This window comes from Anaeroplasma sp. (assembly GCF_034179385.1).
Taxonomy (GTDB): domain Bacteria; phylum Bacillota_I; class Bacilli_A; order Acholeplasmatales; family Anaeroplasmataceae; genus Anaeroplasma.
The window spans coordinates 1-23,396 of record NZ_JAXFPY010000088.1; the positions used below are offsets into that span (position 1 = coordinate 1).

Here is a 23,396-nt window from a genome sequence, read left to right on the forward strand (position 1 = left end):
TTACGGCCAATTCCCTGACCACGAAAATTCTTGTCAACTTGAATCAAATCAAGAATCATCCGCTCGGATACCAATTTCTTCACAAGACTCATAAAGCCAATAATTTTTCCTTCCTCGACTGCGAGATAGGAAATATAATTATTATCAACAAGGTCAAGAGCGGCTTCTCTTTTTTTATCTATACTCCAGTCCATCATACCAGGTTGTTCTTTAAGCACATACTTCCCATCTTTTCTGACATATATTCTTGTAATCTCCTGTTGACGGTTAAAAGCATCCAAATTAACTTCCGAAAAGCCATTACATCTTACTTTTTCAATTGTCATACAATCCCCCACAAATTCTAATTTATTTAATTATTTCCCAATAACCATTTTTATTTGAACCTACTCTTCTTATTAAGTTTTTATCTTTAAATTTTTTTATTCCCAGTTCTGATCTAAAATTGATTCCACATTAAATCCTGTTTTCTTTTCAAAAGAATTCGCATCTATTTTACAAATTGTCTTTCCTTCAATTGATATATATATCTTTAATAAATCTGGGTTGTTTCCAGCACATTTTATATATTTATTTTCTATTTTAAGCTGATTTAAATCGTATGTTTTTCTTTTGAATACTGTTTGTTTAATAAATTTCATTGTCTTATAATCAAAAGTTAATATATCTTGATAACAAAAACATTACTAATATGCCAATTGAAAAAATAACTATTGGAAACAAGACAAAAGCTAAAGCTCCTATTAAGTCTTCTACAAACATATTATTAACTAAAGTAAATATAATAGAACCAAGTTGAACGATAGTAAAAGTAACTGTAAATTCCGGAGCAAATATATCTTTGAAATTGTTAGGCTTATATTGGATCACATAATGCTTCGTCATTTTTATCACTCCAATTTATTTGCTTATATTAAAATTGTACCATAATAAGTACGATATAAAAACTAACTATAGTTTCTTTCTACTCTAAAAATTATATTAAATATTATTATTTCAGCTTACGCTTTCTATATAAAATTAACTAAGGTTAGTTTCTACGCTAAAATTATATTATTCCTATCTAAAAACATATTAAAACTTATCTTTTTATCAACTCAATATGTATCCTTACAAAGCCAATCTGAACTAATTTTACAAAAAGTATCTGTATTTATTTAGCTCATTTAAAGCTAATAGTCGCACAAAAAGAACGAACTAAGTATTTATATTAGTTGTGCTAGAAAGCGTGAAATAGCCTGAATATAAAGGCCGTAGGATTGTTCTATATTATATAATATAACTTTTATTTCTTTTACATCTCTATATAGAAAAAAGACCGCTCTTTTAAGCGATCTTATGTAATCTTTTATGCGAATGCTATCTGTAATTTTCCCAAATCTATTTTGTTATAAAAGTTCAAATTAGACTTGTAATATTACAGCTGGAATTATTCCTTTACGAAAGGTAATAAAGCCATATGACGAGCACGCTTAATAGCGATAGCTAGCTTTCTTTGATACTTTGCAGATGTACCAGTTGCACGACGAGGTAAAATTTTGCCTCTATCTGTAACGAACTTCTTTAATAATTCAACATCCTTAAAATCAATATGCTCGATCTTATTCTTTGTAAAGTAGCATTCCTTTTTACGACCACGACGCTGACCGTCACGATCATTTCTACGATTCTGCTGCATGTAATATTTCCTCCTTCATAATTTTATAGCCAAGGCAATGTATCATTATCATCATCTAAGCCAAAGCTGTTTGGAGCTTCCTCATGTGATGATTGATTTTGTGCTGGCTGCTGTGGCTTTTGACCATAGCCTGGGTTGTTATAGCCCTGATACTGATTTTGCTGTGGCTGCTGGAATGAACCCTGCTGTGGAGCCGTATTTGGATCCCTAGGTGTCATGTTCTCAACATTTTCAACAACGACCTCAGTTACATAGCGTGTTTGACCATCTTGACCCTGGTAGTTTCTTGTTTGAATTCTACCTGCAACTGCAAGCATATTTCCTTTATGAACATAACGACTCATAAAATCTGCCTGCTGGCCCCAAGCAACACAGTTAATAAAATCTGCTTGTCTTGTGCCATCGCTTGCACGAACCTGTCTATCTACTGCGACAGTAAAGGTAAGAGTAGCCATTCCATTTTGCGTATAACGCAATTCTGGATCTTTAGTAATTCTTCCTGTTAAAATAACTTTATTCATAGGCTTTACCTCAAATTATTCGCCATCTACAACAACGATGTGACGAATGATCTGCTCGCTGTATCCAGCAAGACGATTAAACTCATTAACAGCTTCCTTAGTAGCATCTACTAACATCCAAACATAATAACCCTTCTTATTATGCTCGATTTCGTATGCTAACTCTCTAAAGCCCCATTCCTTAACCTCTAAAACATTTGAACCATTGTTAGTAAAAATGTTCTTAGCTGATTCAACCTCAGCCTTAATTGCCTCTGCATCTAAATTAGAGCGAAGAATGTACATAACTTCATACTTTGTCATCTTTTGTCAACCTCCTTATGGACTTAATGGCCCAGCATAGTTAGTCTGGGCAAGGGCATTCGATACGAATGCTTTTCCATTGTATCACAACAGCATGCAAAAAACAACATTTTTTTCAAGAAAAATATTGATTTCTAAATACAGCATAACATCTTTTTGTGTTTCTTTAAATTATATGGTAGTTGCCTGTCAAACTACCTTAGTTTGGAAAGAAGAAAAGACAGCCCTAAGACTGTCTTCAATGACCTTAACATAAGGTTGGATTATTTATTATTCAGCATTTTGCTCTTCGTTAGTGTTATTTTTCTTAATTAGATTCTCTGATGTAATTCCTTCTTTAATGCCGTATGCAGCAATGCCTAATGCACATACTGAAGCAGCCACTAAAATAATTGGTACAAATAAGCTGTATATATCATTAAAGTTTCTTGTTAATACAACAATATTCGAAGCCAAAATGAATAATCCCATAAATAAACCAAATACATACTTTAAGAATGTAATAATAGCCTTATTCATAGTTAAGGATAATATAGAGAATATTGCTGTTGGGAAAATAAATACTAATCCTAAAATAGGAAGACCTGTATCTACTGAGTTTGTAATAATTGCTTGTTCAACATATTCTTGTGTATTACCTACTGTCACTTTTACACATGGGATTAATAAATAAACAAATGAAACAACCACTAAAACAATATATGTAATCCCTAAAAATAATTTCTTCATAGAACTCCTCCTTTAGAAATATACTATTACTTTTTTTGAAAAATGTCAAATTTCACTAAATTTTGAATAATCTTATAGCATTCTTTGTCGTGGCCTCTTCTACCTCTTTAGGCGTTATTCCTCTTAAGGATGCAATCTCATCTCTTACATATTTTACATAGCTCGATTCATTTCTTTTACCTCTCATTGGAGTAGGAGCTAAATACGGACAATCTGTCTCAATTAATAACAAATCTAAAGGAACTGCCTTTGCAACCTCCTTAGGCTCCTTTGCATTTTTAAATGTTACAGGTCCACCTAAGGATATGTAAAAGCCAAGCTTTACATATTCTAATGCTAATTCCTTAGAACCGCTATAGCAGTGCATAACACCCTTTAATTTTCCTTTATAGGAGGCAATAATATCATAGGTATCCTGTGCTGCATCTCTAGAATGAACAATGATTGGTAAATCCTTCTTGATTGCATATTCGCATTGAAGTCGGAACAATTTCTTTTGTTCTTCCTTATAGGTAATATCCCAATGGTAATCAAGACCGCATTCGCCTACTGCATAAACCATATTCTTTTCTACAAAGCTTTTAAATTCTAAAAAATCATTTAAATAATTTAGGGAAGCCTCACTAGGATGTAATCCTGCAGTAGGATAAAAAACATTCCATTTCTTTGCCATTTCCTGTGCAAGTTGGTTTGTTTTATGAGAGAATCCAACTAAAATCATTTTTTCAACGCCGCTATCTATAGCTCGTTTAATAGCATCTTCTCTATCTATATCAAATTCTTCATCAAATAAATGACAATGTGTATCAATCATAGAAAAATCCCCCCTTTGGATTATATCACACTATGATTGTTATAGCAAAAAGCTATTTTGTAGCCTTACCATTTCTTTATAGAAATTATAAACATATTCATCTTCCTTATCCTGATATTTTTCTATAATGTTCACTATGGCATAGCCAATAATCGCGCCATCCAATATTTTACACATTTAAGCTACCGCAAATGCTGATTCGATTGTAGGGACAAAGAATAATATATATGGTCAATCTCCAATAATAGCAAAAGAATACATTACGAATAAAAAAAATACAATTCTAATAAAATTGTAATGCACGAATTATTGAAAATATAATGAAAGCAATGGTATAATAATATTGCAAATTTGAAAAGGAGATAAAAAGACAATGAAAAAATTTTTTGCCGAATTTAAGACATTTATCGCTCGTGGTAATGTTCTTGATATGGCTGTCGGTGTTGTAATCGGTGGTGCATTCAGTGCAATCGTTAATGCATTAGTAAACATTTTACTAAGTGTTTGTACTTGGGCTGTTCCAGGGGGCTTAAAGGGCTTAGTTACTGTATTACCTGCAGCAAATGATATGCAAAGAGGTATGAATGAGGCTATCGGCTTAGGTCAGAGCTTCCAAGCTTCTGAATTACAGAATTTAGGTTATAAATTAGCAGAGACAAATTATGCTGCACAAATTGCAGAAAATCAGAATTATCTAAAGGAAAACTCAAACCTAATTGAATCTGCAAAGTCTACTATCTTATCTAAGTATACTTTACATGGTACAACTTACACTTACAACCTATCTGCTGTGATTGACTGGGGTACATTCATCAACGCAATCATTTCATTCTTAATTGTTGCATTCGTATTATTCTTAATCGTAAAGACATTCAATAAGATGAGAGAGGCTCAGGAAAAGGCTAAGGCTAAGTTAAAGTCAACGATTGATGAAAAGATACAATCTAAGGGTGCTGAAGCTGCATCTGATAATCAAGTTGAAACTGAAGTTGCTGAATAATTTTTAGCATAAGAAAAGTCGTGAATCAGAACACGACTTTTTTCTTTTCTTTACATCATTACTGTTTGATAGATTTTTTGTATCAATTCTTCTTCTGTGCCTTTAAAATCACCGAAATTTGCATGAACACCCTCCATCCATGCGCAAAGCTGCATATAGTTTCCAAATAATGGATCATTGCCATCCTCTAAGGTATAGTATTGATATAAATCCATATTAAAGGAATAAGCTAATATAATTTTATGACATAGGGTTGGCTCCATAAAATAATCAGGTAATGTCATTACAATGAATTCAATTTGTTCAATTTGATAGGTATTTACCTTAAAATCCTCTAATCGAAATGGACAAGCTTCCTTTTGTCCTTCGTAGCTTGCCAAATAAAAATCGTATAGGTATTCTTCTTTTTCTGTAACAAGCTTTGTAATTATCTTAATTGGATCCTTATAATAAACCTTTGGAAATAAAATATGCTCTGTATAATATCTTGGATTCATCCCTATCCTCTCCTGCTTTAGTTTATTTTACAACATATACGCAAATTTAACAAGTGAAACAAGATGAAAAAAAAGGAATCCAAACCCTTGGATTCCTAATTTTAATTTTCTTCTTTAAATAGAATTATTCAAGAATTTCAACTACAGAACCAGCACCAACTGTTCTACCACCCTCACGGATAGAGAACTTAGTACCCTGCTCCATAGCAATGTGGTGAATTAATTCAACAGTCATAACTGTATTGTCACCAGGCATTACCATTTCAGTACCAGGAGCTAAAGTAATTACACCTGTAACGTCTGTTGTACGGAAATAGAACTGAGGACGATAGTTAGAGAAGAATGGAGTATGACGTCCACCTTCTTCCTTGCTTAATACGTAAACCTGAGCAGTGAACTTAGAATGTGGAGTAACGCTCTTTGGCTTAGCTAATACCTGACCACGTTGTACCTGATCACGGTTGATACCTCTTAATAATACACCTATGTTGTCACCAGCTTCAGCATAGTCAAGAAGCTTACGGAACATTTCAACACCTGTAACTACAGAAGACTGAGTTTCCTTGATACCGATGATTTCAACAGTATCACCAACCTTAACAGAACCACGCTCAACACGTCCAGTAACAACTGTACCACGACCTGTGATTGTGAATACGTCTTCAATAGGCATTAAGAAAGGCTTAGCGTTGTCACGTTCAGGAGTAGGAATGTATGAGTCAACAGTGTCCATTAACTCTTCAACCTTAGCAACCCACTTTGGATCTCCATTTAATGCACCTAATGCAGAACCACGGATAACTGGAATGTCATCTCCTGGGAAGCCATACTCGTTTAATAATTCACGAGTTTCCATTTCAACTAAGTCGATTAACTCTTCGTCATCAACCATATCACACTTATTTAAGAATACTACAATGTAAGGTACACCTACCTTACGAGCAAGTAAGATGTGCTCACGAGTCTGAGCCATAGGACCATCTGTTGCAGCGATAACTAAGATAGAACCATCCATCTGAGCAGCACCAGTGATCATGTTCTTAACGTAGTCGGCATGACCTGGGCAGTCAACGTGAGCATAGTGTCTCTTTTCAGTCTCATACTCAACGTGAGCAGTATTGATAGTAATACCTCTTTCTCTTTCTTCTGGAGCAGCGTCGATAGAACCATAGTCCTTAGCCTGTGCTAAGCCCTTCTTAGAAAGAACTGTAGTAATAGCAGCAGTTAAAGTAGTCTTACCATGGTCAACGTGTCCGATTGTACCAATATTTACATGTGGTTTAGTACGGTTAAATTTTTCCTTTGCCATTTTAAATTTTCTCCTTTAATGTATGTTTTTATTTTCAAAATTTACCGATTTATATTTTACCCTAATCGGTTAGGGTTTTCAAGTATATTAAATACTTATTATGTCTTAAATTATCTAAAAGATAATAATTAAGCTCTCTTCTTGATGATATCTTCCATAATGTTTCTTGGACAAGCTTCATAATTATGCATCTGCATTACGAAGTTACCACGGCCCTGAGTATTCGAACGAAGAGCTGTTGCATATCCAAACATTTCTGCAAGAGGTACATAAGCGCGGATCTTCATACCATTTCCACGCTTCTCCTGAGAATCAAGACGACCTCTTCTTGAAGTTAAATCACCAATAACGTTACCTACATATTCCTCTGGAATTGTAACGTCTACTTCCATGATTGGCTCTAGAATAACTGGAGCACACTTGTCCTTAATAGCCTTAACTGCTAAGGAAGCTGCAACCTGGAATGCTGCATCAGATGAGTCTACATCATGGTAAGAACCATCATATAGCTCAGCCTTAATATCAATTAATGGGTAACCAGCAAGTACACCATTAGGTAATGCTGCTTGTAAGCCCTTATCAACAGATGGAATGAATTCCTTTGGTACTGTACCACCAACAACAGAGTCTACGAATTCATAGCCCTTGCCTGGGTTAGGTTGGAAACGAATCCAAACATGACCATATTGACCATGTCCACCAGACTGCTTAATGTGTCTACCTTCACACTCACCAATCTTAGTGATTGTTTCACGGTAGGATACTTGAGGAGCACCTACGTTACATTCAACGTGGAATTCTCTTCTCATACGGTCAACGATAATATCTAGGTGTAGCTCACCCATACCGGAGATAATCGTCTCACCAGTTTCCTGATCTGTATATCTACGGAATGTTGGGTCTTCTTCAGCAAGCTTTGTTAAAGCATTAGCCATCTTCTCCTGGTCAGCCTTAGTCTTTGGCTCAACTGCAACAGAGATAACTGGTTCTGGGAATACCATCTTTTCAAGGATAATATCAGAGTTTTCAGCAGTGATAGTATCACCTGTAGTAGTGTTCTTGAAACCGATAGCAGCTGCGATATCACCAGCATAAACATCCTTAATCTCCTCACGGTGATTTGCATGCATCTGCATGATACGACCTAATCTTTCCTTTACACCCTTTGTAGTGTTCATAACGTATGAACCAGAAGATGTTGTACCCTGGTAAACACGGAAGAATGTTAACTTACCAACGAATGGGTCAGTCATAACCTTAAAAGCTAATGCTGCAAATGGAGCATCATCTGTAGGTCTAATTTCTTCTTCAACACCATCAGCATTCTCACCCTTAATTGCTCCAACATCAACTGGAGAAGGTAAGAAATCAATAACATAGTCTAGAACTCTCTTTACACCCATGTTCTTGAATGCACTACCGCATAGAACTGGGAAGAATTCTACAGAAAGAGTAGCCTTACGGATTACTCTCTTTAGTTCCTCAACAGAAATCTCTTCGCCCTCAAGATAAGCCATAGCTAAATCATCATCGAACTGAGATAATGTGTCGATTAATTCTTCTCTCTTTTCTTCACAAATATCAACTAAATCCGCTGGAATATCTGTTACTGTATAATTTTCATCTGGACCGCCATCATAAACATATGCCTTCATTTCAAGTAGGTCAACAGCACCCTTGAACTGATCCTCAGCGCCAATTGGCCACTGAATAGCAGCTGCACATGCACCTAAACGGTCATGAATTGTACCTACAGAATATGCGAAATCTGCACCAATCTTATCCATCTTATTAACGAATACGATTCTTGGTACATTATAATCTGTAGCCTGACGCCATACAGTTTCTGTCTGTGGCTCAACACCAGCCTGACCATCAAGAACTGTAACGGCACCATCTAATACTCTTAGGGAACGAGAAACTTCAACTGTGAAGTCTACGTGACCTGGAGTATCGATAATATTAACTCTATAGCCCTTCCATACAGCAGTGGTAGCAGCGGAAGTGATTGTGATACCTCTTTCCTTTTCCTGCTCCATCCAGTCCATCTGAGAAGCTCCATCGTGTGTTTCACCGATCTTATGAATCTTCTTAGTATGGTATAGAATACGCTCTGTAGTTGTGGTCTTACCAGCATCGATGTGTGCCATGATACCGATATTACGAGTATTTTCTAATGTATATTCTCTTGCCATTGTAGTTTTCTCCTAAAATAAAATTACCAACGGTAATGAGCGAAAGCCTTATTAGCTTCAGCCATCTTATGCATTTCTTCTCTCTTCTTGCAAGCACCACCAACGCCGTTTGCAGCATCCATAATTTCCTTTGCTAGCTTAACGTCCATAGTCTTGTCGCTTCTTAAACGAGAATATTTAACTAACCATCTTAAAGCTAAAGTCTGCTTTCTTTCTGGTCTAACTTCGATAGGTACCTGATAGTTCTGACCACCAATACGACGGCTCTTAACTTCAAGAACTGGGCTGATGTTTTCTAATGCTTTTGTAAATACTTCTAGTGGATCCTGACCTGTTTGTTCTTTAACAATGTCGAATGCACTATATAAAATTGTCTGTGCTGTACCCTTCTTACCATCTAACATAATTGCATTGATTGTTCTTGTAACTACCTTAGAATTGTAAATTGGATCTGGAAGCACGTCTCTTTTTGCAATGTGTCCCTTACGAGGCATGATCGTTTCCTCCTTTGATTTGATCTTTCAATATTTTTAGTTTAAATAATTTTTACTTCTTAGTTGCTTTAGGTCTCTTAGCACCATATTTAGAACGAGCCTGCATTCTGTTAGCAACACCTGTAGTATCTAAAGTACCACGGATGATATGGTAACGTACACCTGGTAAATCCTTAACACGTCCACCACGGATAAGTACTGTACTGTGCTCCTGTAAGCTGTGGCCTACACCTGGGATGTAAGCTGTAACTTCGATACCATTCGATAGACGAACTCTGGCATACTTTCTTAAAGCTGAGTTTGGCTTCTTAGGTGTCATAGTAGTAACACGGGTACAAACTCCACGCTTCTGAGGTGAAGGAACCTTTGTGTACTTCTTCTCTAATGTATTGAATCCAATACCTAAGCTTGGAGACTTAGACTTAGAGATCTTGTCATTTCTTCCATTACGTACTAACTGTTCAATAGTTGGCATAAATTGATTTTCTCCTTTCAAATATGACATACTGTGATATATAAATCCGTTTCAAACGGCAAATTTACGACAGCGTTTCAATTATAACAAATTATAAGTTAATGTCAACATGAAAATGCAATTTTTTTTGATTATTTTTTGTACATTTTGAAACACCGATATGTGTGTAAAGACAAAAATGGCTTACCTAAGGGATTTACGAGGAAAATATGCTTTCAAATAATGAACAATTATTTTTAAAAAGAAACACCGATGTACGTGTAAGCGTGTAATTCGAAAACAGGCATTAAAAAAGACTGTAAAACTAAACGCCTTACAGTCTATAGCCCATTAACGAAGCTTAGCACCAATTTCTCTTTCTAAACGGTTTAATACCTGTTGAATAACCTTATCCACCTCTTGAGCCTCTAAAGTCTTTGTAGGATCTTCAAATGTCATTGAAAACGCAATGGATTTTTCATCATTTAAAACATTTTCACCTGTATATACATCGAAGATATCTATCTTAGTTAAATACTTTCTTGCCGTTTGCTTAACTAAGGTTACAATTTCCTCTGCAGATACTTCCCTTTTAACTACGATAGCTAAATCTCTTGTGATGGATGGGAATTTATTAATTGGATGATATTTTAAGCCATTATCCTCATTTATAATATCCTGTAAATCCATTTCAAATGCTACAGTACCTAAAACATCATGTGCCTTCGCAAACTTAGGGTGAAGCTCACCAAGTACACCGATTTGCTTACCATTATGCATAATAGCCGCACATCTGCCTGGGTGGAAGGATGAAATCTTATTATAAGCTTGATAAGTAACCTTGAAATTTAATTTATTAAATAAATCATCGACGATACCCTTTAATAAATAGAATTCTGAAACCTGCTTAACACCCTTCCATAAATGAGATTCGAATAAACCATTTAATACAATACCTAAATGTAAGTCTTCTCTATCCTTCGTATGAACATTAGAAATTTCAAAAAACGCTAAATTTTCATTCTTTCTTGCCTTATTATATTGAATGGCATCTACTAATCCATTTAATACGGATTCTCTCATGTAGGCTCTTTCTTCTGTAAGTGGCATTAAAACCTTAATTGGTTCCTCTACCTCTTCTACATAATAGCCTAATTCATCCTCACTAATTAAGGAATAGGAAACCGCCTCATTTAATCCAAGATTTGCTAAAATTTGTCGAATTAATCTTGTTCTCTTTTGAGAATAGGTTAAATAGCCCTTATCTCTTGTTGCAGCAATCGTTGTTGGAATATTATCATATCCATACATTCTTGCAACATCTTCGATAATGTCTTGGGCAGATGGTTCTAAATCCATTCTTCTGGATGGTAATTTAATTGTATATTCTAATCCATTCTTTGTATATTCATAAGCTAATCGATTAAAGATATCTAAAACAAATTCATCCGTTAATTCTGTGCCGAGAACACGGTTGATCTTTTCTGTTGTAATTGTTACATATTTTGGCTCTTGGGTAACCTTAACATCTCTTGCAACACCATCATAAACCGTAGCACCAGCTAACTCAACCATTAGTTGACATGCATAATCCAAAGCACGCTCTACTCTATCGTAATCAATCTTACGCTCAAATCTTGTAGAGGATTCACTCTTAAGACCAATCTTTGTAGATGTTTTTCTAATGGATAGTGGATCAAAATATGCTGCCTCAAGTACGATATTCTTTGTGTCATTTTCTACTTCTGTAGATAATCCACCCATAACACCTGCAACACATACAGCATTCTTGCCATCCGTAATTACAATATCCTCAGGAGATAATGTTCTTTCAATATCATCTAATGTCTTTAATTTTTCATTTTCATAAGCCTGCCTTACAACAATTGTATTACCAAGCTTATCTGCATCAAAGGCATGAAGTGGCTGACCCATTTCCATAAGTACGAAATTCGTAATATCTACAACATTATTAATAGGACGAATACCAGAGGCAATTAATCTTGCCTTCATCCACTGTGGAGATGGCATAATCTTAACATTAGCTAAATATCTAGCATTGTATTTATAGCATTTATCTGTTAGAACCTTAACCGTAATAGGATTCTTCTCCTTTGATACCTCAAAATCCGCACAAACAGGGTAAACCTTCTGATTTGTTGCTGCAGCTACATCGAAGGCGACCCCCTCAATAGATAATAAATCACTTCTGTTTGAGGTTAATTCTAAATCGATAATCGTATCATCAAAGCCTAATACCTTTAAAGGATCTGCACCAACCTCTACATCATCATGAAATAGATAGATTCCGTTTTTGAATTCCTCATCTACATATTTTTCTTCAATACCTAATTCCTGAAGGCTACATAGCATACCATTAGATTCAACGCCTCGAATTTTCGATGGCTTAATCTTGAAATCTCCAGGTAAAACTGCACCAGGAAGTGCAACAATTACCTTCTTGCCTGCCTCAACATTAGGTGCACCACAAACAATTTGAGATACCTCGCCTGGTCTTATTTCAACCTGACAAACATGTAGGTGGTCGCTATTTGGATGCATAACGCATTCCTTAACTAAACCTACAGTTAAATTCGTTGCCTCAACCATTTTCTTATAGGTTTCAATTTCACATACCTTGAAATTGATAATCTTATATAATTCCTCATCCGTATACTTAGATAAATCTAAATATTCGCTTAACCAGTTCTTAGAAACCTTCATCTTACTTTACCTCCTTGAACTGATGTAAGAATCTGACATCGTTTAAATAGAAATTACGAATGTCATCAATCTTATATTTCATCATTGTAATACGCTCAACGCCAATGCCAAAGGCGAATCCTTGGATTTCCTTAGGATCATAGCCTGACATTCTAAGTACATTATCATTCACCATACCTGCACCTAAAACCTCAATCCAGCCAGTACCCTTGCAGGTTGGACATCCCTTACCACCACAAAGCCCACAGGAAACATCAACCTCAACAGAAGGCTCAGTAAATGGGAAGAAGGATGGGCGAAGACGTATGTTTCTATCTGCACCAAGCATCTTTCTAAACATTTCGAGTAAAGCACCCTTTAAATCACCTAGAGTAATATTTTTACCTAAAACTAGGCCCTCACACTGCATAAACTGATGAGAGTGTGTCGCATCATCTGCATCTCTTCTATAAACCTTACCAGGACAAATGATCTTAATAGGCTCACCCTTCTTTTCAAGCATTGTTCTTACCTGAACAGGAGAGGTTTGGCTTCTTAATAATAATTCTGGATTAATATAGAAGGTATCCTGCATATCTCTTGCAGGATGTCCCTTAGGTAAATTTAATTTTTCGAAGCAGTATTCATCCGTTTCAATTTCAGGACCCTCTGCAACCGTATATCCCATACCAATGAATAAATCCTCTAAATCCATAACCGTTTGCATTAAAGGATGAATTCCACCCGTAGGAATAGCTACACCAGGAAGTGTAACATCAATCGTTTCACTTTGAAGCTTCTTTTCAATAATAGCCTCTTCTATAGCCTTTCTCTTTTCTTCGAATTTTGCCTCAAGAGCACTCTTAATCTTATTCGATTTCATACCCATTTGCTTTTTAGCTTCAACGGATAAATCCTTCATTGTAGCCATAATTAAGGCAATAGGCCCTTTTTTTCCTAAATAATTCGCCTTTTTTTGCTGTAATGTTTGTAAATCAGATACAGTATTTAATTCATTTTCTGCATCCTCTAACACCTTGTCTAATTCTTCTAATTGACTCATATTTTTTCTCCTTTCAAAAATAAAAAAAGTCCTTAAAGCATAACGCTCTAAGGACGAATTACCGTGGTACCACCTTAGTTCAAAGAAAAAACTTTGCACTCAACTGCCATAACGCGGCTTAGCGGGTGGGATTAGCACCATTCCGAAGGTGAACTCATAGCCTATTCTCTTAGATTACTTTCACCAAATGTAATCCTCTCTTGAAGCCTTTTAGCTACCATGTCCTTCATCATCATTTTGTAAACATAAATATTATACTAAATCTAATTTCTCTTTTCAAGAAGCTTAATCTACTTCTTTTAAACAAATCTCTTTATCATTTTCCATATGGACTACTCTATGGGTAATATAAATAATTGTTTTATTCATACTCTTTAAATTCGAAATGATTCTCTTTTCATTTTCTATATCTAAGGCACTAGAAAATTCATCTAATAATAATATAGGTGAATCATGCAATATACTACATGCAATTAAGATACGCTGGATTTGACCTAAGGATAATCCTTCACCTCTATCCTTAAGCTTTAAATCAAGCCCACCTTGGGCAATGATTTCATCATATACATTCGATAGCTTTAATGCATTTATAATTTCATCATCGCTCTTATTCGTTAATATTTTAAAATTATCTCTTAGTGTACCACTAAATAAAATATTTTCCTGTGGTACATAACTAAATAAAGAAATATGCTTAAAGGATAATTCTTCCTTTTTGTTATCCTTAATGTAATAAATATTTCCAGAATTAGGACGAATAAATCCCATCATAAGCATGAATAAGGTAGATTTACCAATACCTGATGGACCTGATAATAATATAGTTTCCCCTCTTTTTATCTCAAAGGATACATCCTTTAATACAGGGTGTTCTATATCATAAGAAAAGGATACATGCTCAAAGACAATGGAATCAAAATCGATACTCTCTATATTTTCCATTTCCTCTATATTTAGCATCTTATTTACTCGATCTATACTTGTATTAGCTAATGCATATTGATTCATAAGTGGGGATAAGGAAATTAGTGGAGACTCAATTTGACGCACAAGCATCACGAGTGCGATTAATGCACCATAGGTAAACCAATTATGATATATTCCTATAGCTCCATAAAGGATTGGTCCTACATAAATAATGGAAGAAAATGCATATAATAAAGAATTCGCACCATATAATAAATGATTTCTTCTTCTTTTATCCTTTATTTCTTTATTTAATAAAGAATCATAGTAATCCGATGCAAAGCTATTGGCTTGATAAGCCTCAATAATCTTTAAATTCTCATTGGATTCCACAATAAAGGCATTCGATTTACCTTCGCTTTCCAAAACATTTTTATGTCTTGGCTTCATATAATGAGAATATATTTTAGCAAATAAAATGCCAACGATACCAGATGCAATTAGAATCAATAAGAGCTTATAATCAAATTTAACGATATACACGAGTAGGATCGATGCAAGAAGCACTCTCACTATAGTTCTTATGAATGAAGGAATAATGACTAATTTCTTATGAATGATATTATCGGTATCCTTAGTAAATAATAATTCTATTTCTGCAGAATGATATTTACTTAATTCACTATATTTCTTCTTTGACATAGAATCATATAATTCCTTTTTTATATTTTCCTCTAAATCTAGGGAAAATTTGGAATATAAGAAATTATTAAGCGTATGAAAAAAAATAGATATTATAGCTGTTGCTGTAAGCAATATAGAATAAAGAATGAAATTATCTTTACTACCTTCTAAGCTATTATCCACCAAATGATTCGTAAAATATGGAATTAATAGAACAAATATACTTTCTAATACGGTAAGTATAGAAAGAATAATCGTATATTTTTTATTCCTCATTTATATAACCTTCCAAAAACACCTCTAATAAAAGAGGATTTAACTAAGCATTTATATATCCTATACCTTAGCCCCTTCATATTATGGACCTTATCCTTCTTTGTATAGGAAATAACATATCCAATGATTTGATTTTTGGATACATTTTTCTCTAAAGGTCTTTGATGGTCCCCAACAATGGTATATTGATCCTCTTTTATATACCTTATTCTATGTAACACAAAGGAACCATCAAATCTTCTAAATAATACAATATCTCCAATAGAAAGTGGTCTATCGATTTTTTTTAATGTCACCAAATCATTCGTTCTAAGAAGTGGCAGCATCGATGTACCATGAATAGGAAATGTAAAAACTAAATCCTTAGAAAATGCATCTAAAATTAGAGGATATAAATCCTCCATTTTATTCATAGAGGCCTCTTTTCTTAAGCTCTTCAATAAATGCATTCAAATCTTCTTCTAATGTTTTTCTATCTATTTGATATTCATCTATCATAGAGTCTATTATTTCATCTATCTCATAGTCATCTAAAAGCTTTTTCATAATATATGTGCCAGTTTCATTTAAATTAAAGATTTTTGATGCATCTACATTCCCACCAACAATAGGAATTAGCATTCCTTCTTCTCCAATTTCTTTAAATAAAAAGGTATTCTTTAATAGCATACTTCATTCATTCCATTCTTTAATGTTAAATAAGCATCCTTTTCCATATTACATCCGAGTAAGAATATAGGTAATTCTAGTAGCTTATCCATAATTTTATCCCATAATTCTTTATTTTCCATAGTTGGTAATACAAGCTGTGTAATGAGCCTTTTAAAGGCTTCAATTTTCGTTAATTTTGTTAAAACATTATCCTTGTTTTGATATAAAAATACAATACAGGATAGCTTTTTAGCTACATTATTATCTAATTGATGCTTACCGCTCCATAAGGAGGAATAGCAAATTAAATCATTACCTTCTATTTTTAAAATATTTTTATCATCATTAATGACAACTACATTTTCATATTTTTGCCATAATCTAGAATGCGTCGATTTCCCTGTTCCACTTTTTGCTGATAAGATAATCCCCATATCCTTATAGATAAAACTTGAGCCATGAAAGATTAAAGCTTGATTGAATGCCATAATATAGCTTATAGCATATTGACTCAATAAATATTCTGTAGTAAAGGTATCCACCACAGGCTTTAATAGAATTGTTTTACCCAAATAGATAATATAGCCAAGTAAGGTATTTCCCTCCTTTTGTATTTGAATGGATATATCCTTAGTCTTATATAAATCATAATATTCTGTTTTAATAGGTTCTACATCAGGTAATTCTATAGCATAATCCTTCTTAGTAAGAATACTATATTCAGCTGTCTCATCTACAATATATTTATCTAGGGATTTAAAGCTAGATCTATGCGTAAATTCCACCAATATATTTACTTTAGCAATTTGAATAACATCCATAAATCCACCTATATTCCTAATTTCTTATTCTCATTCTTTCCAAACAAAAGTGTTATAAAGCTCATCTTATATGTTCATCAAGGAAAACTACGAAAAGCCCTATAAAGAATCCAAGAGGGCCTGATCCATAGTAAAGTCATCAAATAATTCTAAAGTCTTTATAGCCAAAAATATAGAAAATGCTTCAAAAGAATATTTAGATTTTCCAAACCTTAGATCTATCGAATACGCCGATAGCATCGGTAAAGGTTTCACTTTCTGTTCCCTCTAATACCTCACCTAAGGTTCTAAATTTAGAATCAATCGTATCAATATGCCATAAGCATAACGCTTCTGCCGTCATTGGCTTTTTTGCTGCCCCAAACTGAGGTAAGCCGTGGTGGCTTACTAACATATGCTCTAGGTACAATACTTCCTTTGTGCCACTATAGCCTAGCTTTTCTGCTGCCTTTTCAATTTCCATTGCGCCAATAACTAAATGTCCAAGCAATTGCCCCTCTAGGGAATATGCTGTATCGACGCAGCCAGTCAATTCAATGGCCTTACCAATATCATGTAGCATTATACCTGCATAGATATAATCCTTATCTAAATATGGATAATTTTCAATAAAGCCATCAGCTAAATGTAGCATTCCAATGGAATGATATGCAAGGCCACCAACATAGGCATGATGCATCTTTGATGCAGCTGGATATGTATAGAATTTATCATGATAATGAAAGATTAAGAATTCTGTAATCTTTCTTATCTTTTCATTAGAGATTAACTGGATATAGCGATTGATTTCCTTTTCAGAAGCCTCAAGCGAAATTGGTGAGGATTTATAGAAATCTCTTAGAGTTTCATCCATTAAGGTAAGCGGTAATTCCGTTACCTCCTTAAAGCTTTTTACAATATAGGAAGTGCGTTCCTTTTTATCTATAGCATCATATTCAAAGGCATAAACCTTACCAAGTACTATTCCGTTTTCATCATTAATCTTTAGGTTCATTTGAACCTTATTTTTATCTGTAACTAATAGATTAATTCTTCCATCTGAGGAATTAATCCCAGCTACCTTACCTACAAATAACATTAGAATCCTTTCTGATGACATAAATGCCTGGTTCCTTTAGAGTGTAGGAATCCCCTTTGATGCTACACTTTCTAAAGCCATCAAATATCATCTCACTTGATACTACATCAACCTTGTATTCACTCTTATCATTCTTAGCAAAAACATATAATTTACAATCCTTATTTTCGTACATAATACCTGCAGTGTGTAATGTGGTTACACCCTCAAGGGTATGAACACGCTCAAGTACCTCGCTCTTCTTTGAGATTCTAAAGCAATCATATTCCTTACGGATTTTAATTAAATCGCGCACCATGTTGACCGTATCAATATTTTCATCTCTTCTTTTATAATCAATGGCGTTGATATAATCGGATGCATTATATGCATTTTCAACACCACGCTTAGTTCTAAAGAACTCCTGTCCTGCATGAATGAATGGTACACCTATAGATAATAAAATTAGGCTTAATGCAAGTCTTGCAGCATCCTTAACCTTACTATCGGATTCCTTAAGTGCATAGAATCCAAAATCATAGAAGGTGTAATTATCATGACATTCCACATAATTTATCGTTTGTGTTGGCTCTTCAAATTTATAATAATCTAGGCAAGATCCTAAAACTAATTTATTTAAATCATATAAGGATTTACCACCACCAAAGGCATAACCAAAGGATCTATCCCATTGAGATCCTCTTACATAATCTCTATATCTATCATTAAAGAAGGCATAGCCTGGAGTTTTCTTATGATTATACATATGAGGTCTATATTCATCAGGAAGTGGATTATCCATATTCCATCCCTCACCATATACCATAATCTTTGGATCAATTTTCTTTAATGCCTTATAGGCTCTATTTAAGGAATTGATATCTAATAGGCCCATTAAATCAAATCTAAAGCCAGATACATTATAGGTTTTTGTATAAAAACTCAAGGTATCTGTAATGAATCTTGTATTCATAAATCTTTCCGTTGCGATGGTGTTTCCACAGCCAGTTGCATTATTTACAGTCGCATCATAATTTACTCTATATGGATATCCTGGAACAAGCTTTTCAAAGCCATAGCTTTTCCAATGATATACATGGTTAAATACAACATCCATTACGACACGAATACCTCTTTTATGGCATTCATCAATGAATTCAAGTAGCTCATTAATTCTTGAATATGGATCCTCAGGATGCTTAGAATACCATCCACAAGGTACCATATATTGATCTGGATTATAGCCCCAGTTATATCTTGAATCCTTCTCAACATCATCTACACCACCAAAATCATAAGTAGGAAGTAATTGTAGATGTGTAATACCTAAGGATTGAATATAATCTAGTCCAGTAGGACCGCCCTCTGTTGGATGGTTTTCCACCATACCTAAGAAGGTACCTGAATTTTCACCCTTTAATTGATTTGTAAAATCTCTTATAGATGCTTCATAAATAATCGCATCCGTATATCTTCCACTAAATTCAGGCTTAGGGTATTTCATCTTATATAGCTTATCTGTATTAATTACGAAATTAAATTTCTCATTTTCAGCTGAAGCTATTGCATATGGATCAAGTAATGCTTGTAATCTTTCGTTAACCTTAACGAATAAAAGATAGCCAACACCATCTAAATCTCCATCCACTACACATTCCCATAATCCCTGATGAACATAAGTGAAATTATGTCTTTCCTTACCGGTATCCTTATATAATTCTACGATTAATTTTTTAGCAACAGGGCTCCATACTCTAAATATTGTATATTCCTTGTGGTATTCAAATCCCAAAGGTCCCTCATAAGCAAATCTTCTTTCAAATTCATAGCTTCTTATAATAGAACCACTTCTTAAGAAGCAACGATTACCACTTTCATCTTCAATAATATATTCCTTATGTAACTCAATGCTTGGGTCAAATTTCATACGGAATTTATAGAATTCCCCACAATCCTCAGCTAAATCTAAAAATTCAAGCTTTCTTTTGATATCTCCATCAATGAAATAAAATACCTTAATTGGATAACATAGGCTTTTTTCAACTAATATAGTAATTAATTCAAATGAATCAATATATGCCTTCATTCCTTTTATCATAATTACACATCCTTACTTCAAAATAAATTTTTTTATAGCTTCTTTATCATTTTCAAGTTCGTTATTTAAGATAGCACGAAGAACATTTTCTATAGCTAAAGCCTTATCCTTTCCATCAAAATATGATGCAATTTCTTCCTTACTTAAGCTTAAGTCCTTATCGGATAGTATAGGAAATGCCTCTATCTTTTTATCCCGCCCTATTATATCACAGCCAAAATGCCTAAGTATATCCTTAAATTTAAAATAGTAGTCTTTATTTTTATACAAAGTATAAGAATCGTCTGTTTTTAAAAGAGTATCTAATATATTTGAAATTTTAACCTGCTCCTTTGTAGGTGACATAGGATAATCATGCTTATGCAAATAATAGTAATATATTAAATCCTCTTGCTTCATATTCTTATCTACAAGATTTAACCATCTTTTAAATTTTGGGATATATTGAAATAAATTTAATTCATTAATATATCTTATTCCTCTATCTGTATCTGCATATAGGATTTTAATGAAATATTGATATAATCTTTCTTTGGATAGTGTGGCTAATAGCTCCTTTTTATCCACCATCGCAAATAAGGTATTGGATTCTATTTCAAAATCAAGCTTCGATGCAAAATATAATCCTCTTAGGATTCTTAAGGCATCCTCAGTAAATCGTAAAAATGGGTCTCCAATCGTTTTTATAACCTTATCCTGTAAATCCTTTAGTCCATCATGAAAATCTAAAATTTCGCCAGTCGAATCCATCGCTAAAGCATTTATTGTAAAATCTCTTCTTGTAGAATCTATGAAAAAATTATCTACTAATTCTACCTTAGGGTGCCTGTGATCTGTATATTCTATATCACGCCTAAAATGCGTAATCTCAAAGGAATAATTCTCCATTACAATCGTAACACTTTCATAATCACTGCCATTCTCCTTAATCGTAAAATGCTCGCTCAATAAAGAAAGTGGCATATTCGTTGTAAGATCTAAATCATGAATTTCCTTTTGAAGGATGAAATCTCTAACTGCACCACCGACAATATAGGCATCATATCCTAGGCTATTTATTTTTTTTAAAATATTCTTTCCTATTTCAATCAAGTCCATATTAACACCAAATCCATTATATCATTTTTTGTTTTCCTTTTGAAACAAATAAATATATAATATAAATGATCTAAGGAGGAATTTTATGAGAATTAAGGATACCTATGAAAATACAATTGTAATTCAAAAATCAGAATTTATCACAAGACTCTTTAGAGTGAATTCTATAGAAGAGGTTGAAGAAAAATTAGCCTATGTAAGAAAGAAGCATTATGATGCAAGACATAATTGCTATGCATATATATTAGGAGATAACCAAGAAATACAAAAGGCCTCAGATGATGGAGAACCATCCAAGACGGCAGGGGCTCCCATGCTTGATGTATTAAAGAAAAACAATATGACCAATATATTAGCTATAGTCACAAGATATTTTGGTGGAATCCTACTTGGGGCTGGAGGACTTGTCCGAGCTTATTCTTCTTCTATATCTGAATGCTTAAAGCTTGCAAAATTATATGATACAAAGATGCAAGCGAAGTTTACACTTACTATATCCTATCCTAGCTATAATACATTACTTAAAGTTTTTCCCTATATTCATATAGAGGATCAAGCATTTATGGAGGATGTAATTCTTACAGGAAGCTGCGATTTAGATAAATATGCTTCTCTAAAAGAAGATTTATACAAATATAAAATATCTACAGATACACTAACCCTTCTTGGTGAATTTCAAATTGAGGTACCGATAGAATGAGAAAAAAGAAATTGTTAAAATTTCTTTTTTTCTTTCTATTTCTATATATCTTGACTCGCTTCTAACAAAAAAATATGTGATTTACTTTTCATTTTAGCGTCACATTAAGAAAATATACATGACAAAAATAAAAACGGGACTATACCATCTCATTTGATGATATAAATCCCGTTTAAAATCCTATTGTATTGTGAATTGTGTAGCTTGAACTAATCCCATAATACCTTGTGTAATTAAATAGGCAAAGGCTAAAGAAATTAGAATTTGTCCTATTCTTATTGCCCAAATTTGTCCTTGCTTAAATAGCTTTTCAAAGTTTGTTTGTAGGATTACAAAATAAACAAGGACAAACATAAGTAAATATACACAGGTATATACTAGATTATATACATTAATTCCTAATATCATATTTTTATAATGAGCCTGCCTTCGTTGTTTTTATATTCTCGCGAAGCTCCTGCTCCATCTTTGTGAAATCTGTAGATTCCTTACGGTTTCTTTCAAGACGCTCCTGTCTTATGGAAAGTAAATGACTCTTTGCAGATTCATAGGTTTTACCAATCATTGCCTCTTGGACTAAGACCTGAGCTAAATTATCCTTAAATTCAAAGATTCCACTTTGAATTACTACATAAAATTCATCCTTACCCTTTACAAGCTTTATGTATCCTGTATCCATTACAGATATAACAGGAACATGATCCTTTAAGCAGGCATATTCACCATCGGTATCGCTATGTACAACAACATAGTCAACCTCTTCGTTATATAATACGCCCTGATGTGTAGAAACAACAACATTCATTATTTTGTTAATTCCTTAGCCTTTTTGATGGCATCATCAATTGTACCTACCATACGGAATGCTTCTTCTGGTAAGTCATCATGTAATCCGTCTAGGATTTCTTTAAAGCCTCTTACGGTTTCAGATACTGGTACATATACACCTGGAATACCCGTAAACTGTCCACCAATAAATGTGTTTTGGGATAAGAATAGCTTAATACGTCTAGCTCTCGCAACGACAATTTTATCTTCATCCGATAATTCATCCATACCTAGAATTGCAATAATATCTAGTAATTCATTGTATCTTTGAATAATTTGCTGAACTCTTCTTGCTACCTCGTAATGCTCTTTTCCAACAATACTTGGCTGTAAGGCTCTTGATGTTGAAGCAAGTGGATCTACCGCTGGATAAATTCCCTCTTCTGTAAGCTTACGTGATAGATTTGTAGTTGCATCTAGATGAGTAAATGTTGTTGCAGGGGCTGGGTCAGTATAGTCATCTGCTGGAACATAAATTGCTTGAATAGATGTAATTGATCCTTCCTTTGTAGAAGTA

General features: G+C 33.9%; 26 protein-coding genes and 1 pseudogene. 2 read left to right on the top strand and 25 right to left on the bottom strand.

Going from position 1 to position 23,396, the window contains the following annotated elements:
• From SPJ17_RS05840 to SPJ17_RS05875, 8 genes are all read right to left on the bottom strand, one after another.
• On the bottom strand, positions 1 to 326 hold a 326-nt coding region (locus SPJ17_RS05840), incomplete at its 3' end, for a GNAT family N-acetyltransferase (protein ID WP_321093483.1).
• Positions 327 to 422: 96 nt separating this feature from the next.
• Positions 423 to 641 carry a hypothetical protein gene (locus tag SPJ17_RS05845; RefSeq protein WP_321093486.1) on the bottom strand — a complete coding sequence of 73 codons (219 nt, stop codon included), beginning with the start codon at positions 639 to 641 and terminating at the stop codon, positions 423 to 425.
• Between the two features lie 788 nt (positions 642 to 1,429).
• A complete protein-coding gene (gene rpsR / locus SPJ17_RS05850) occupies positions 1,430 to 1,678 on the bottom strand; it encodes a 30S ribosomal protein S18 (RefSeq protein WP_321093489.1) in 249 nt (82 codons plus the stop codon).
• A gap of 23 nt (positions 1,679 to 1,701) precedes the next feature.
• Positions 1,702 to 2,199, bottom strand: coding sequence for a single-stranded DNA-binding protein (locus SPJ17_RS05855; protein ID WP_321093492.1), 498 nt, complete (start codon positions 2,197 to 2,199; stop codon positions 1,702 to 1,704).
• A 15-nt stretch (positions 2,200 to 2,214) separates the two neighbouring features.
• Complete coding sequence (gene rpsF / locus SPJ17_RS05860) at positions 2,215 to 2,502, bottom strand: 30S ribosomal protein S6 (RefSeq protein ID WP_321093493.1); 288 nt, start codon at positions 2,500 to 2,502, stop codon at positions 2,215 to 2,217.
• A gap of 270 nt (positions 2,503 to 2,772) precedes the next feature.
• Positions 2,773 to 3,231, bottom strand: a complete 459-nt coding sequence (locus SPJ17_RS05865) for a hypothetical protein (protein ID WP_321093495.1) — start codon at positions 3,229 to 3,231, stop codon at positions 2,773 to 2,775.
• A 55-nt stretch (positions 3,232 to 3,286) separates the two neighbouring features.
• The gene (locus tag SPJ17_RS05870; protein WP_321093498.1) at positions 3,287 to 4,045 is read right to left on the bottom strand and encodes a TatD family hydrolase; all 759 of its coding nucleotides are present in this window, start codon (positions 4,043 to 4,045) and stop codon (positions 3,287 to 3,289) included.
• Positions 4,046 to 4,084: 39 nt separating this feature from the next.
• Positions 4,085 to 4,222, bottom strand: coding sequence for a hypothetical protein (locus SPJ17_RS05875; RefSeq protein ID WP_321093501.1), 138 nt, complete (start codon positions 4,220 to 4,222; stop codon positions 4,085 to 4,087).
• A gap of 196 nt (positions 4,223 to 4,418) precedes the next feature.
• Between SPJ17_RS05875 and SPJ17_RS05880 the strand changes: the two genes are divergently transcribed.
• A complete protein-coding gene (locus SPJ17_RS05880) occupies positions 4,419 to 5,045 on the top strand; it encodes an MscL family protein (protein ID WP_321093504.1) in 627 nt (208 codons plus the stop codon).
• Positions 5,046 to 5,095: 50 nt separating this feature from the next.
• Here SPJ17_RS05880 and SPJ17_RS05885 read toward each other — a convergent pair whose 3' ends face one another.
• The 14 genes from SPJ17_RS05885 to SPJ17_RS05950 form a co-directional block, all read right to left on the bottom strand.
• Positions 5,096 to 5,542: a hypothetical protein gene (locus SPJ17_RS05885; RefSeq protein WP_321093506.1), complete on the bottom strand. Its 447-nt coding sequence runs from the start codon at positions 5,540 to 5,542 to the stop codon at positions 5,096 to 5,098.
• A 124-nt stretch (positions 5,543 to 5,666) separates the two neighbouring features.
• The gene (gene tuf, locus SPJ17_RS05890; protein ID WP_321093509.1) at positions 5,667 to 6,851 is read right to left on the bottom strand and encodes an elongation factor Tu; all 1,185 of its coding nucleotides are present in this window, start codon (positions 6,849 to 6,851) and stop codon (positions 5,667 to 5,669) included.
• Between the two features lie 128 nt (positions 6,852 to 6,979).
• On the bottom strand, positions 6,980 to 9,046 hold the full coding sequence (gene fusA, locus SPJ17_RS05895; RefSeq protein ID WP_321093511.1) for an elongation factor G: 2,067 nt from the start codon (positions 9,044 to 9,046) through the stop codon (positions 6,980 to 6,982).
• 23 nt (positions 9,047 to 9,069) lie between these two features.
• Complete coding sequence (gene rpsG, locus SPJ17_RS05900; protein ID WP_321093512.1) at positions 9,070 to 9,540, bottom strand: 30S ribosomal protein S7; 471 nt, start codon at positions 9,538 to 9,540, stop codon at positions 9,070 to 9,072.
• Between the two features lie 52 nt (positions 9,541 to 9,592).
• Positions 9,593 to 10,015: a 30S ribosomal protein S12 gene (gene rpsL / locus SPJ17_RS05905; RefSeq protein ID WP_321093516.1), complete on the bottom strand. Its 423-nt coding sequence runs from the start codon at positions 10,013 to 10,015 to the stop codon at positions 9,593 to 9,595.
• 330 nt (positions 10,016 to 10,345) lie between these two features.
• Positions 10,346 to 12,718 carry a phenylalanine--tRNA ligase subunit beta gene (gene pheT / locus SPJ17_RS05910; RefSeq protein ID WP_321093518.1) on the bottom strand — a complete coding sequence of 791 codons (2,373 nt, stop codon included), beginning with the start codon at positions 12,716 to 12,718 and terminating at the stop codon, positions 10,346 to 10,348.
• Between the two features lies 1 nt (position 12,719).
• Positions 12,720 to 13,760 carry a phenylalanine--tRNA ligase subunit alpha gene (gene pheS, locus SPJ17_RS05915; RefSeq protein WP_321093520.1) on the bottom strand — a complete coding sequence of 347 codons (1,041 nt, stop codon included), beginning with the start codon at positions 13,758 to 13,760 and terminating at the stop codon, positions 12,720 to 12,722.
• Positions 13,761 to 14,045: 285 nt separating this feature from the next.
• Positions 14,046 to 15,626: an ABC transporter ATP-binding protein gene (locus SPJ17_RS05920; protein WP_321093522.1), complete on the bottom strand. Its 1,581-nt coding sequence runs from the start codon at positions 15,624 to 15,626 to the stop codon at positions 14,046 to 14,048.
• A complete protein-coding gene (locus SPJ17_RS05925) occupies positions 15,623 to 16,039 on the bottom strand; it encodes a S24/S26 family peptidase (protein WP_321093524.1) in 417 nt (138 codons plus the stop codon). The genes SPJ17_RS05920 and SPJ17_RS05925 overlap by 4 nt, the downstream gene beginning before the upstream one ends.
• Complete coding sequence (locus tag SPJ17_RS05930) at positions 16,032 to 16,295, bottom strand: PqqD family protein (protein WP_321093527.1); 264 nt, start codon at positions 16,293 to 16,295, stop codon at positions 16,032 to 16,034. The genes SPJ17_RS05925 and SPJ17_RS05930 overlap by 8 nt, the downstream gene beginning before the upstream one ends.
• Positions 16,286 to 17,098, bottom strand: a complete 813-nt coding sequence (locus tag SPJ17_RS05935; RefSeq protein ID WP_321093529.1) for a hypothetical protein — start codon at positions 17,096 to 17,098, stop codon at positions 16,286 to 16,288. The genes SPJ17_RS05930 and SPJ17_RS05935 overlap by 10 nt, the downstream gene beginning before the upstream one ends.
• Before the next feature lie 196 nt (positions 17,099 to 17,294).
• Positions 17,295 to 18,176 carry an HD domain-containing protein gene (locus SPJ17_RS05940; protein WP_321093533.1) on the bottom strand — a complete coding sequence of 294 codons (882 nt, stop codon included), beginning with the start codon at positions 18,174 to 18,176 and terminating at the stop codon, positions 17,295 to 17,297.
• A complete protein-coding gene (pulA, locus tag SPJ17_RS05945) occupies positions 18,160 to 20,253 on the bottom strand; it encodes a type I pullulanase (RefSeq protein ID WP_321093536.1) in 2,094 nt (697 codons plus the stop codon). Before pulA ends, SPJ17_RS05940 begins: the two co-directional genes overlap by 17 nt.
• Before the next feature lie 12 nt (positions 20,254 to 20,265).
• Positions 20,266 to 21,351, bottom strand: a complete 1,086-nt coding sequence (locus SPJ17_RS05950) for a hypothetical protein (RefSeq protein WP_321093539.1) — start codon at positions 21,349 to 21,351, stop codon at positions 20,266 to 20,268.
• Between the two features lie 85 nt (positions 21,352 to 21,436).
• Here SPJ17_RS05950 and SPJ17_RS05955 point away from each other — a divergent pair, with 85 nt between their 5' ends.
• Positions 21,437 to 22,051: a YigZ family protein gene (locus SPJ17_RS05955; RefSeq protein ID WP_321093542.1), complete on the top strand. Its 615-nt coding sequence runs from the start codon at positions 21,437 to 21,439 to the stop codon at positions 22,049 to 22,051.
• Between the two features lie 180 nt (positions 22,052 to 22,231).
• On the opposite strand, the gene SPJ17_RS05960 is transcribed toward SPJ17_RS05955, so the two are convergent.
• The 3 genes and pseudogenes from SPJ17_RS05960 to SPJ17_RS05970 form a co-directional block, all read right to left on the bottom strand.
• Positions 22,232 to 22,459 (bottom strand): hypothetical protein, encoded by a 228-nt coding sequence (locus tag SPJ17_RS05960; RefSeq protein ID WP_321093545.1) that lies wholly within the window; start codon positions 22,457 to 22,459, stop codon positions 22,232 to 22,234.
• Positions 22,460 to 22,463: 4 nt separating this feature from the next.
• Positions 22,464 to 22,856, bottom strand: a complete 393-nt coding sequence (locus tag SPJ17_RS05965; RefSeq protein ID WP_321093547.1) for a F0F1 ATP synthase subunit epsilon — start codon at positions 22,854 to 22,856, stop codon at positions 22,464 to 22,466.
• Positions 22,856 to 23,396: pseudogene (locus SPJ17_RS05970) on the bottom strand (F0F1 ATP synthase subunit beta); the annotation flags it as partial. The pseudogene SPJ17_RS05970 and the gene SPJ17_RS05965, both read right to left, overlap by 1 nt.

Bases quoted from the DNA above. Each gene is read 5' to 3' on its own strand.
- SPJ17_RS05845 (WP_321093486.1), bottom strand. From the start codon at position 641: ATGAAATTTATTAAACAAACAGTATTCAAAAGAAAAACATACGATTTA.
- rpsR (WP_321093489.1), bottom strand. From the start codon at position 1,678: ATGCAGCAGAATCGTAGAAATGATCGTGACGGTCAGCGTCGTGGTCGT.
- SPJ17_RS05855 (WP_321093492.1), bottom strand. From the start codon at position 2,199: ATGAATAAAGTTATTTTAACAGGAAGAATTACTAAAGATCCAGAATTG.
- rpsF (WP_321093493.1), bottom strand. From the start codon at position 2,502: ATGACAAAGTATGAAGTTATGTACATTCTTCGCTCTAATTTAGATGCA.
- SPJ17_RS05865 (WP_321093495.1), bottom strand. From the start codon at position 3,231: ATGAAGAAATTATTTTTAGGGATTACATATATTGTTTTAGTGGTTGTT.
- SPJ17_RS05870 (WP_321093498.1), bottom strand. From the start codon at position 4,045: ATGATTGATACACATTGTCATTTATTTGATGAAGAATTTGATATAGAT.
- SPJ17_RS05875 (WP_321093501.1), bottom strand. From the start codon at position 4,222: ATGTGTAAAATATTGGATGGCGCGATTATTGGCTATGCCATAGTGAAC.
- SPJ17_RS05880 (WP_321093504.1), top strand. From the start codon at position 4,419: ATGAAAAAATTTTTTGCCGAATTTAAGACATTTATCGCTCGTGGTAAT.
- SPJ17_RS05885 (WP_321093506.1), bottom strand. From the start codon at position 5,542: ATGAATCCAAGATATTATACAGAGCATATTTTATTTCCAAAGGTTTAT.
- tuf (WP_321093509.1), bottom strand. From the start codon at position 6,851: ATGGCAAAGGAAAAATTTAACCGTACTAAACCACATGTAAATATTGGT.
- fusA (WP_321093511.1), bottom strand. From the start codon at position 9,046: ATGGCAAGAGAATATACATTAGAAAATACTCGTAATATCGGTATCATG.
- rpsG (WP_321093512.1), bottom strand. From the start codon at position 9,540: ATGCCTCGTAAGGGACACATTGCAAAAAGAGACGTGCTTCCAGATCCA.
- rpsL (WP_321093516.1), bottom strand. From the start codon at position 10,015: ATGCCAACTATTGAACAGTTAGTACGTAATGGAAGAAATGACAAGATC.
- pheT (WP_321093518.1), bottom strand. From the start codon at position 12,718: ATGAAGGTTTCTAAGAACTGGTTAAGCGAATATTTAGATTTATCTAAG.
- pheS (WP_321093520.1), bottom strand. From the start codon at position 13,760: ATGAGTCAATTAGAAGAATTAGACAAGGTGTTAGAGGATGCAGAAAAT.
- SPJ17_RS05920 (WP_321093522.1), bottom strand. From the start codon at position 15,626: ATGAGGAATAAAAAATATACGATTATTCTTTCTATACTTACCGTATTA.
- SPJ17_RS05925 (WP_321093524.1), bottom strand. From the start codon at position 16,039: ATGAATAAAATGGAGGATTTATATCCTCTAATTTTAGATGCATTTTCT.
- SPJ17_RS05930 (WP_321093527.1), bottom strand. From the start codon at position 16,295: ATGCTATTAAAGAATACCTTTTTATTTAAAGAAATTGGAGAAGAAGGA.
- SPJ17_RS05935 (WP_321093529.1), bottom strand. From the start codon at position 17,098: ATGGATGTTATTCAAATTGCTAAAGTAAATATATTGGTGGAATTTACG.
- SPJ17_RS05940 (WP_321093533.1), bottom strand. From the start codon at position 18,176: ATGTTATTTGTAGGTAAGGTAGCTGGGATTAATTCCTCAGATGGAAGA.
- pulA (WP_321093536.1), bottom strand. From the start codon at position 20,253: ATGATAAAAGGAATGAAGGCATATATTGATTCATTTGAATTAATTACT.
- SPJ17_RS05950 (WP_321093539.1), bottom strand. From the start codon at position 21,351: ATGGACTTGATTGAAATAGGAAAGAATATTTTAAAAAAAATAAATAGC.
- SPJ17_RS05955 (WP_321093542.1), top strand. From the start codon at position 21,437: ATGAGAATTAAGGATACCTATGAAAATACAATTGTAATTCAAAAATCA.
- SPJ17_RS05960 (WP_321093545.1), bottom strand. From the start codon at position 22,459: ATGATATTAGGAATTAATGTATATAATCTAGTATATACCTGTGTATAT.
- SPJ17_RS05965 (WP_321093547.1), bottom strand. From the start codon at position 22,856: ATGAATGTTGTTGTTTCTACACATCAGGGCGTATTATATAACGAAGAG.